The 9,902-nt window shown below is 70.2% G+C and carries 9 protein-coding genes and 1 pseudogene; 7 read left to right on the top strand and 3 right to left on the bottom strand.

Features of this window, described 5'->3' with window-relative positions:
- Nucleotides 1–23: 23 nt before the first annotated feature.
- The gene (locus tag J1C73_RS33500; protein WP_124283976.1) at nucleotides 24–1,016 is read left to right on the top strand and encodes an adenosine deaminase; all 993 of its coding nucleotides are present in this window, start codon (nucleotides 24–26) and stop codon (nucleotides 1,014–1,016) included.
- Here the strand turns inward: J1C73_RS33500 and J1C73_RS33505 are convergent.
- A complete protein-coding gene (locus J1C73_RS33505) occupies nucleotides 980–2,338 on the bottom strand; it encodes an MFS transporter (RefSeq protein ID WP_207319652.1) in 1,359 nt (452 codons plus the stop codon). The genes J1C73_RS33500 and J1C73_RS33505 overlap by 37 nt on opposite strands.
- Nucleotides 2,339–2,670: 332 nt before the next feature.
- Between J1C73_RS33505 and J1C73_RS33510 the strand changes: the two genes are divergently transcribed.
- The 5 genes from J1C73_RS33510 to J1C73_RS33530 all read left to right on the top strand — a co-directional run bounded on the left by J1C73_RS33510 (nucleotide 2,671) and on the right by J1C73_RS33530 (nucleotide 8,183).
- On the top strand, nucleotides 2,671–3,774 hold the full coding sequence (locus J1C73_RS33510) for a carbohydrate kinase family protein (protein WP_207319653.1): 1,104 nt from the start codon (nucleotides 2,671–2,673) through the stop codon (nucleotides 3,772–3,774).
- 133 nt (nucleotides 3,775–3,907) lie between these two features.
- Nucleotides 3,908–6,037, top strand: a complete 2,130-nt coding sequence (locus J1C73_RS33515; RefSeq protein WP_207319654.1) for a PhoH family protein — start codon at nucleotides 3,908–3,910, stop codon at nucleotides 6,035–6,037.
- Nucleotides 6,038–6,046: 9 nt separating this feature from the next.
- Nucleotides 6,047–6,544, top strand: a complete 498-nt coding sequence (gene ybeY / locus J1C73_RS33520; protein WP_207319655.1) for an rRNA maturation RNase YbeY — start codon at nucleotides 6,047–6,049, stop codon at nucleotides 6,542–6,544.
- The gene (locus J1C73_RS33525) at nucleotides 6,541–7,833 is read left to right on the top strand and encodes a hemolysin family protein (protein WP_207319656.1); all 1,293 of its coding nucleotides are present in this window, start codon (nucleotides 6,541–6,543) and stop codon (nucleotides 7,831–7,833) included. Before ybeY ends, J1C73_RS33525 begins: the two co-directional genes overlap by 4 nt.
- Nucleotides 7,830–8,183, top strand: coding sequence for an MmcQ/YjbR family DNA-binding protein (locus tag J1C73_RS33530; protein ID WP_207319657.1), 354 nt, complete (start codon nucleotides 7,830–7,832; stop codon nucleotides 8,181–8,183). The genes J1C73_RS33525 and J1C73_RS33530 overlap by 4 nt, the downstream gene beginning before the upstream one ends.
- Nucleotides 8,184–8,239: 56 nt before the next feature.
- Here J1C73_RS33530 and J1C73_RS33535 read toward each other — a convergent pair whose 3' ends face one another.
- Both J1C73_RS33535 and J1C73_RS33540 read right to left on the bottom strand, forming a co-directional pair.
- Nucleotides 8,240–8,632, bottom strand: coding sequence for an SgcJ/EcaC family oxidoreductase (locus J1C73_RS33535; protein WP_207319658.1), 393 nt, complete (start codon nucleotides 8,630–8,632; stop codon nucleotides 8,240–8,242).
- Nucleotides 8,633–8,710: 78 nt separating this feature from the next.
- Nucleotides 8,711–9,094, bottom strand: a pseudogene (locus J1C73_RS33540) (MFS transporter); the annotation flags it as partial.
- Between J1C73_RS33540 and J1C73_RS33545 the strand changes: the two are divergent.
- The coding region (locus tag J1C73_RS33545; protein WP_207319659.1) for a helix-turn-helix transcriptional regulator at nucleotides 9,003–9,902 on the top strand (900 nt) is incomplete at its 3' end. The pseudogene J1C73_RS33540 and the gene J1C73_RS33545 sit on opposite strands and share 92 nt — an antisense overlap.

Below are 9,902 nucleotides of genomic sequence, written 5' to 3' on the forward strand. Positions count from 1 at the left end.
ACCACCTGCGTAAGCGAGAAACCGTGCACCTCCCCAAAGCCGAACTCCACCTCCACATCGAAGGAACCCTCGAACCCGAGCTGGCCTTCGCGCTCGCCGCACGCAACGGCGTGCACCTCCCGTACGCGGACACCGAGGCGCTGCGCACCGCCTATCTCTTCGACGACCTGCAGACCTTCCTCGACCTGTACTACGCGCTGATGGCGGTACTGCGGACCGAGGACGACTTCGCCGACCTCGCCGACGCCTACCTGGCCCGCGCAGCCGCCCAGGGCGTGCGGCACGCCGAGATCTTCTTCGACCCGCAGGCGCACACCGCCCGCGGCGTCCCGATCGGCACGGTCGTCGAGGGACTCGGCCGGGCACTGGAGCGCAGCGAGGAGAAGCACGGCGTCTCCACCCAGCTGATCATGTGCTTCCTGCGCGACCTGTCCGCCGAATCGGCACTGGAGACCCTGGAGGCCGCGAAGCCGCATCTGCACCGGATCAGCGCCGTCGGCCTGGACTCCGCCGAGGTCGGCCACCCGCCCGCCAAGTTCCGCGAGGTGTACGCCGCGGCCGAGGCGCTCGGACTGCGCAAGGTCGCCCACGCGGGCGAGGAGGGGCCGCCCGCCTACATCCGGGAGGCGCTCGACGTGCTCGGCGTGGAGCGCATCGATCACGGGCTGCGCTGCATGGAGGACCCGGAGCTGGTGAAACGGCTGGTCGCCGACCGGGTACCGCTCACCCTCTGCCCGCTGTCCAACGTACGGCTGCGGGCCATCGACACCCTGGAGGAGCACCCGCTGCGGGCCATGATGGACGCCGGGCTGCTCTGCACGGTGAACTCCGACGACCCCGCCTACTTCGGCGGGTACGTCGGGGACACCTTCCACGCCGTCCACGAAGCCCTCGGCCTGGAGCGGGAACAGCTGCGCACCCTGGCCCGCAACTCCTTCGAGGCGGCCTTCCTCGACCACGACGAGGAGCGCCGGGCGCGCTACCTGTCGGAGGTCGAGGCGTACGCGTTCGACTGACCGTCCCCGCCGGCCGGGCCGGCCGTCCGGAACGCACTCCTGACCAGGCGCCTGCGGCGCAGCTCGGGCAGGCTGAGCTCCGTGACGGCCTGCTCGGGCGCACCGAGCCTGGGCACGGCGCCGGGCACCGCGCCGGTGGTGACCGCGAGCAGGGCCGCTGGAGCACCGCCCCTGCGGCGCACCGATCCCGGCACCAGCGGGCGGCCACCGGTCTGCAGGGCGACGGCCGTCACCGGGACCGCGACCAGCAGGGTCATGGCGCCCAGGATCAGCCCCATCACCCGGTAGCCGGACTCCTCGGACAGCACGCTGCCCAGCAGCGGCCCGCAGGCCACGCCGACGGACGAGGCGGAGCCGGCGAGGACCGCCCAGCGGCCGCGTACGTCCAGTGACGCGGCCAGACCGATCAGATACGACAGGACCACCGGGTAGAAGGTGTTCCACATGATCTCGCCGGTCGCGAACGAGCCGAGGTCGCTCGCCGACGAACTGAGCACGATGCTCGCCGCGATGATCACGGTGCCGAGCCCGATCGGCACCGCCCGCCCCAGCCGTGCGCCGAGCACCCCGGCGCCCATCACGCCGAGCAGACCGGCGCCGAGCGCGGCGGCGAAGACCGCTCCTATGCTGACCTCGGAGAGCCCCACCTGCACCACACCGATGCGGCTGCTGACACCCCACAGCGCGTTCTGTGCCATCGACCAGACGAGCATGCCGCCCGCCAGCACCAGACCGGAGCGGCGGTGCGGCAGCCGCCCGGAGGCGGGGACGGCGGGGCCGGCCGGTACCGCGCCGCCCAGCCGTGAGGTGGCGGGCCAGACGAGGAGCGCGACCAGGGCGATCGAGGCGAACGGCAGCCGGTGGCCGCCGCCCAGGTGAGGGATCGTCAGATAGAGGACGCCCGCGGTCGCGGAGACGCTGAGCAGCCCCAGGGACGAGGTCCGGTGCGGATCGCGCTGGGCGGCGATGCCCGCCGCGGCGACCGCGGTCGCCGTACCGGAGCCGAAGCCGCCGACCATCACGCCCATGACCACCAGTGGCACGGAACCGGCCAGTGCCGCGCAGCCGTAGCCCAGCGCGGCCAGCACCAGCCCGATCCGCGCGGGTCTCTGCGGCCCGTACGTCTCGACCCGGCCCGCCAGGCAGAACCCGGCGGACGCCGAGCTCAGCAGCAGAGCACTGCCGACCAGACCGCCCTGGGCCGCGCTGAGACCCAGATAGACGGAGAGTCTCCCTACGATGGTGGGGAGCAGATAAGAGGCGAGGTAACCGGCGGTGAACACGGCAACCAGCGGCCACGCGGCGCGAGGGCGCGAGGACATGGGCGTTCCTGAAGACATGCCAGAGGAGGCGGAGAAGACAGCGAGGGGGTAAGGCAGAAATGCGAAAATGCGGAAAATATGAGGAAGTCGACGCACTCGCCGGAAACTGCCCCCAACGGTGCTCGCGGGCCAATTTGTATCAAGCGCTCCCGGCTGACCGAAAGTCGCCTCGCTGTGATCTGGCTCACTTATGCGTTTGCCGCACTTCTATACGGGTAGCAGCGCATGTTTATGCAGGTCAGACTCTGTGTGCGCAGACGCGGCGCGGGCCCCCCGGACGGGGGAGTGAATCGGGCACACTGGCCGGAACTGCCACGATCGGGGAGTGCAAGGTGAGCACTGGGATTCCTGGAATCGACCCACTGGACGGACTGCGCGCGCCGCAGGACCCGGACTGCGACGTCTTCCTCACCGGCACGGTCTTCCTCGACATCATCTTCACCGGCCTGGACAGCGCCCCCGTGCGCGGCACCGAGTCCTGGGCGCGCGGCATGGGCTCCAGTCCCGGCGGGGTCGCCAACATGGCCACCGCACTGGCCCGGCTCGGCCTGCACACCTCACTGGCCGCGGCCTTCGGCGACGACCACTACGGCGAGTACTGCTGGGACGCGCTGGAGCAGGGCGAGGGCATCGACCTCTCCATGTCGCACACCGTCCGCGGCTGGCACTCCCCGGTGACCGTCTCCATGGCGTACGAGGGCGAGCGGACGATGGTCTCGCACGGCCACGAGGCCCCGCCGCCAGCCGCACCGGGGCGCGCCGCCACCGCCTTCCCGCAGTGCCCGCCCCGGGCCCGCGCCGCCGTCGCCTCGCTCGTCCCGGGCCGCAGTGAGCCGTGGGTGGCCGCGGCGGCCCGCCGCGGCGCCATGGTCTTCGCGGACGTCGGCTGGGACGAGACCGGCCGCTGGGACCTGGCGGGCCTGACCGACCTGGCGCACTGCCAGGCGTTCCTCCCCAACGCGCAGGAGGCCATGCGCTACACCCGCACCGACTGCCCCCGCGCCGCGGCGCACGCACTCGCCGAACACGTACCGCTCGCCGTCGTCACCCTCGGCGCCGAGGGCGCCTATGCGGTCGACGCGGCCACCGGGACCGCCGCCGAGGTCCCCGCGATCGAGGTCGAGGCGCTCGACCCGACCGGTGCCGGTGACGTCTTCGTCGCCGGCTTCGTCACCGGCACCCTGGCCAACTGGCCGCTCGCCGACCGGCTCGCCTTCGCCGGACTCACCGCCGCCCTCTCGGTCCAGGAGTTCGGCGGCTCGCTGTCGGCCCCCGGCTGGGCGGAGATCGCCGCCTGGTGGCAGGAGGTCCGCACCTGCGCCGACCAGGACCCGGCGGCGCTCCAGCGCTACGCGTTCCTCCAGGACCTGCTCCCGTCGGCGGCCCGCCACTGGCCGCTGCGCAGGGCCGTCCCGACGATCGGCTTCCGTCCGTGACCTGTCCGGCCGCTTTCCGCCCGCGAAAACCTCTCGGCGTTGTCGGTGGGGAGTCGTACGCTTGGTACTCCAGAGGTTGTCGAGCAGCGAGAACCCTGCAACGGGAGGTATGTGCAGGCCCGAGGGCCGGCCCATGACTCAGACACCAACACAGCGGCAGGCGCGTGCCCACATCAGGATTCCGGCCGCACACCCCATGGTGATGCTCCTGGGATCGGGCGACTCGCTGCTGCGCGTGATCGAAGCGGCGTTCCCGGAAGCCGACATCCACGTCCGGGGCAATGAGATAAGCGCGACGGGTAACACGGCGGAAATCGCCCTGATCCAGCGCCTGTTCGACGAGATGGTGCTGGTGCTCCGCACCGGTCAGCCGATGACGGAGGACGCTGTGGAACGTTCGATCGCGATGCTCAGGGCCAGTGACGACGGCCAGGCGGACGGCACGGAGACCCCGGCCGAGGTGCTCACCCAGAACATCCTCTCCAGCCGCGGCCGCACGATCCGCCCCAAGACGCTCAACCAGAAGCGGTACGTCGACGCGATCGACAAGCACACGATCGTCTTCGGCATCGGCCCCGCCGGTACCGGCAAGACCTACCTGGCCATGGCCAAGGCCGTCCAGGCGCTGCAGTCCAAGCAGGTCAGCCGGATCATCCTGACCCGCCCGGCGGTCGAGGCGGGCGAGCGGCTCGGCTTCCTGCCCGGCACGCTCTTCGACAAGATCGACCCGTATCTGCGCCCGCTCTACGACGCGCTGCACGACATGCTCGACCCGGACTCGATCCCGCGGCTGATGGCGGCGGGGACGATCGAGGTGGCGCCGCTGGCCTACATGCGCGGCAGGAGCCAGCCTGTCTTCACCAACGTCCTGACGCCGGACGGCTGGCGGCCCATCGGTGCCCTTGAGGTCGGGGACCTGGTCATCGGCTCGAACGGTGAGCCGACCCCCGTCCTCGGCGTGTACCCGCAGGGCGAGAAGGACATCTACCGCGTCAGCGCCCAGGACGGTTCCTGGACCTTGTGCTGCGACGAGCATCTGTGGACCGTTCGCACGGCGTCGGACAAGCGCCGGGACAAGCCGTGGCGGGTCCTGGAGACCAAGGAGATGATCGGCAACCTTCGCGCGGCACACGCACGCCGCTACGAGCTGCCGATGCTCACGGCGCCCGTCAGCATGCCCGAGCGCGAGGTTCCGATGGACCCGTACGCGTTGGGTCTCCTGCTCGGCGACGGCTGCTTGACCGGATCGACGACTCCCTCGTTCGCCACGCAGGATCCTGAACTGGCCGAGGCGCTGGAGGGCTCGCTGCCGGGCATTTCCGTACGGCACAAGGGTGGGCCGGACTACGTTCTGAACAGGGTGAAGGCTCTGGGCGACGTGGTCACGCTGGAGAACCCGGTTACCCGTGCCCTGCGGGCACTCGACATGGTCGGGACACGGTCGCATTCCAAGTTCGTCCCGGACTCCTACCTCTACAACTCCGCCGATGTCCGCCTTGCCGTGCTGCAAGGGCTGCTCGACGCGGACGGCGGTCCGGTCACTCAGTCGGACCGCACCTGCCGCGTCCAGTACACGACTGCGTCGATCATGCTGCGCGACGACGTGCTTGCTCTCGTGCAGTCTCTCGGCGGTGTCGCGTACACCCGTCGCCGGGCCGCCGAAGGGCGTGCACCCGGGCGGGCGAAGGGCCGCGAGGTATATCACCGTTACGACACGCACGTCGTCGACATCCGGCTCCCCGAGGGCATCGAGCCCTTCCGCCTCGCCCGTAAGGCGGAGAAGTACCACGAGGCAGGCGGCGGCGGCCGTCCGATGCGTTTCATCGACAGCATCGAGCCGGCCGGTCGTGAGGAGTCCGTGTGCATCCAGGTGGCGGCGGAGGACTCGCTGTACGTCACGCAGGATTACCTGCTGACGCACAACACGCTCAATGACGCCTTCATCATCCTCGACGAGGCGCAGAACACCAGCGCCGAGCAGATGAAGATGTTCCTGACCCGGCTCGGCTTCGACTCGAAGATCGTCGTCACCGGTGACGTCACCCAGGTCGACCTGCCGAACGGGACCAAGAGCGGTCTGCGCCAGGTGCAGGACATCCTGGAGGGCATCGACGACGTGCACTTCTCCCGGCTCACGTCCCAGGATGTCGTCCGGCACAAGCTGGTCGGCCGTATCGTCGACGCGTACGAGAAGTACGACAGCCAAGGCGAACAGGACGGCCCGGCCGGCAAGGGCCAGGGCCGCCACAACGGGAAGCAGTAGCAGCGCACCATGTCGATCGACGTCAACAACGAGTCCGGAACCGAGGTCGACGAGCAGGCGATCCTCGACATCGCCCGCTACGCACTGGCTCGGATGCGGATCCACCCGCTCTCCGAGCTCTCGGTGATCGTGGTGGACACCGACGCCATGGAACAGCTCCACATCCAGTGGATGGATCTGACGGGTCCGACGGATGTCATGTCCTTCCCGATGGACGAACTGCGTCCGCCGGCCAAGGACGACGAGGAGCCCCCGCAGGGGCTCCTCGGTGACATCGTGCTCTGCCCGGAGGTCGCCAAGAAGCAGGGCGAGGACGCCGAGACGCAGCACTCCATGGACGAGGAGCTCCAGCTCCTGACCGTCCACGGGGTGCTGCACCTGCTCGGCTACGACCACGAGGAGCCGGACGAGAAGGCCGAGATGTTCGGCCTCCAGGCGGCGATCGTGGACGGCTGGCGCGGTGAGCGCGGTATGACCGGCCCGTCGCCCGCCCCGACCGTCTCGTGAGCCTGCCCCTCGTCTTCGGGGTCGTCGTGCTGGTCGTCGTCGGCTGGCTGGCGGCGTGTGCCGAGGCAGGTATCGCGCGTACGTCGAGCTTCCGGGCCGCCGAGGCGGTCCGCTCAGGCCGTCGCGGCGGCGACAAGCTGGAACAGGTCGCGGCCGATCCGACGCGCTATCTCAATGTCGCCCTGCTGGTGCGGGTCGCCTGCGAGATGTCGGCCGGGGTACTGGTCACGTACACGTGTCTGAAGGAGCTCCCGGAGACCTGGGAGGCGCTGGCCGTCGCCATGGGGGTGATGGTCCTCGTCTCCTATGTCGCCATCGGGGTCTCGCCGCGCACCATCGGCCGCCAGCACCCGCTGAACACCGCCACGGCGGCGGCGTACGTCCTGCTGCCGCTGGCCCGGATCATGGGACCCGTCCCGCAGCTGCTGATCCTCATCGGCAACGCGCTGACGCCGGGCAAGGGGTTCCGCAAGGGGCCGTTCGCCAGTGAGGCCGAACTGCGGGCGATGGTCGACCTCGCCGAGCAGGAGTCGCTGATCGAGGACGAGGAGCGCCGCATGGTGCACTCCGTCTTCGAACTGGGCGACACACTCGTGCGCGAGGTGATGGTGCCGCGCACCGACCTGGTCTGCATCGAGCGCTACAAGACGATCCGGCAGGCACTCACCCTCGCGCTGCGCTCCGGTTTCTCGCGCATCCCGGTCACCGGGGAGAACGAGGACGACATCGTCGGGATCGTCTATCTCAAGGACCTGGTCCGCAAGACGCACATCAACCGGGAGTCGGAGGCCGATCTGGTCTCCACGGCGATGCGTCCCGCGGCGTTCGTGCCCGACACGAAGAACGCCGGTGATCTGCTGCGCGAGATGCAGCAGGACCGCAGCCACGTCGCGGTCGTCATCGACGAGTACGGCGGTACGGCGGGCATCGTCACCATCGAGGACATCCTGGAGGAGATCGTCGGCGAGATCACCGACGAGTACGACCGCGAACTCCCGCCGGTCCAGGAGCTGGAGAACGGCTGCTTCCGGGTCACCGCGCGCCTGGACATCGGGGACCTCGGCGACCTGTTCGGCCTCGACGAGTACGACGACGAGGACGTGGAGACGGTCGGCGGGCTGCTCGCGAAGGCGCTGGGCCGGGTCCCGATCGCCGGCGCCTCCTCGGAGGTGGAACTGCCCGACGGGCGACGGCTGCGGCTGACCGCGGAGTCCCCGGCGGGCCGCCGGAACAAGATCGTCACGGTGCTGGTGGAGCCGGTGGCTCCGCAGGAGGAGGCGGCGGCATGACTCCGAAGGAGCTGAGGGCGTTCTGCCTCGGGTTCAACGCGAGCGCCGAGGAGTTCCCGTTCGGGCCGGAGGCGTCCGTCTTCAAGGTGCTCGGCAAGATGTTCGCGCTGAGCTCCCTGGACGCGCGGCCGCTGAAGGTGAACCTCAAGTGCGACCCCGACGACGCGGTGCGGCTCCGGGAGGAGTACGAGGCCGTGGCGCCGGGGTGGCACATGAACAAGCGGCACTGGAACACCGTGACGGTGTCCGGTCTGCCGGACGCGAGAGTGCGTGAGCTGATCGAGGACAGTTACGACCTGGTCGTGGCGGGGTTGCCCCGGGCGGAGCGGCTGAAGCTCGACCGCCCGTAGCGGGTGACCGGCACCGTGCCGGTCACCCGCCGCCCCGCCGCGGAGCCAGTCGGGGTCTACGCGACCCGTACTTCGGTGTTCTGGCAGGCGTGCAGCAGCCACCTCCCGTCATCCTGCTTCGTCATGACGTAGAGCGGAGCGCCTTCCGACTCGCCCTCCGGCGCGTGGTAGACCTGCCGGACCTTGATGGCCGCCACGTCGGGCCTCAGGAATCGCGTGTGCACGGCCTCGTACGTGATCTCGCCGTCCCAGTTGGCTGCCGGCAGCACGGCGCGGGTGAACTCGGCGATCTCGTCGAAGCCGATCAGGACCTTGCCGTGGCCGGTGGTCCAGATCGCTTCGGGGTGGAAGAGCGCGAGAAACCCCTCGACGTCCTTGGCGCGCTGGGTGTGCTCGACCGTGGTGACGACCTGCTCGATGGCCTTGATGTCTGCGCTTTCGGTGTTCATGCAGATCACTCTGATACCTCAAGCAAACTTGAGGTCAAGCCCCGTTTTTCACTGCGCCGATCACCCCCGCTGTTCCTCCTACGAGGCCCGTCGCAGCCCCGCGGCCACCACACCGGCGGCGACGATCAGCAGGCCCGCGGCCACTGCCACCGCGATCCGGACCTCGTCGAACAGGGAGGCCTGCGCGGTCGCCACCACGCCGAGCAGCGGGATGCCGATCGTGAGGCCCACCTGCTGGGTCGTGGTGACCAGACCCGTCGCCAGACCCTGCTCCTCGTTCGGCACGCCCGAGGTGACGGTCAGCCCGTACGCGATGATCGCGCCCAGGTGGCACATGCTGGCCAGCGAGACCGCGACGGTCGCCAGCCAGATGCCGGAGTCCGTGCCGAGGCCCAGTAGCGCCGCGAAGAACAGGCCCTGGCCCAGCAGTGAGACGGACAGGGTCCGCCGGGCACCGATCCGGTGGCGGGCGCGGGTCAGCCCGTCCGAGGCGGGCCTCCCGGACGGCGGGGCCCGGCGGCGCACCCCGGGGCTGCGCCGTGAGGAGGTCGCCGTCCTCGCCGGGGTGGGCGTCTCCTGGTACCAGTGGCTGGAGCAGGGCCGGGACATCACCGTGTCCCCGCAGGTGCTGGACTCCGTGGCCCGGGTGCTGCGGCTCAGCAGCGCCGAACGGCGTCACCTCTACGTGCTCGCCGGGCTCAACCCGCCCGCCCCGGAGGTCGATCCGGCCAACGTGGACATGTGCGCGGGGCTGCAGCGGCTGCTCGACAGCTGGATGCCGTACCCGGCGCACATCATGGACGAGTACTGGAACATCATCCTGTACAACAACGCGGCCTCGATGGTGCTGGGGATGGGGCCGGACCGGCCGCAGAACTGCGTGATCGCCTTCTTCACCGATCCGGTCCACCGCGGCCGGGAGCAGGACTGGCGGGAGACCGCGGCCGGAGTCGTCGCCCAGTTCCGGGCCGCCTGCTCCGAATGCCCCGACGACGAGGGCTTCCGGGCGATCGTGGCCGAGGCGAAGGAGCGCAGCCCCGAGTTCGCCGAGCTCTGGGAGCGGCGGGACGTCGCGCCCGGCGGGCAGATGCGCAAGGAGCTGACGCATCCGGCGGTGGGCACGCTGGTCGTGGAGGCCACCCAGTTGCGCATCCCGGCCCGCCCGGACCTGGCGATCGTGCTGCACAACCCGTGGCCGGACACCGGCACGGAGGAGAAGCTCCGCTGGCTGGCCTCGCCCGAGGGGCGGCGGGGTTCGATGCGTCAGGTC

The sequence above is a fragment of the Streptomyces laculatispora genome, from assembly GCF_017353455.1.
GTDB lineage: Bacteria > Actinomycetota > Actinomycetes > Streptomycetales > Streptomycetaceae > Streptomyces > Streptomyces laculatispora.

Excerpts from the sequence above, each read along its gene's own strand:
- J1C73_RS33505 (WP_207319652.1), bottom strand. The coding sequence starts at position 2,338 with ATGTCCTCGCGCCCTCGCGCCGCGTGGCCGCTGGTTGCCGTGTTCACC.
- J1C73_RS33515 (WP_207319654.1), top strand. The coding sequence starts at position 3,908 with ATGACTCAGACACCAACACAGCGGCAGGCGCGTGCCCACATCAGGATT.
- ybeY (WP_207319655.1), top strand. The coding sequence starts at position 6,047 with ATGTCGATCGACGTCAACAACGAGTCCGGAACCGAGGTCGACGAGCAG.
- J1C73_RS33530 (WP_207319657.1), top strand. The coding sequence starts at position 7,830 with ATGACTCCGAAGGAGCTGAGGGCGTTCTGCCTCGGGTTCAACGCGAGC.
- J1C73_RS33535 (WP_207319658.1), bottom strand. The coding sequence starts at position 8,632 with ATGAACACCGAAAGCGCAGACATCAAGGCCATCGAGCAGGTCGTCACC.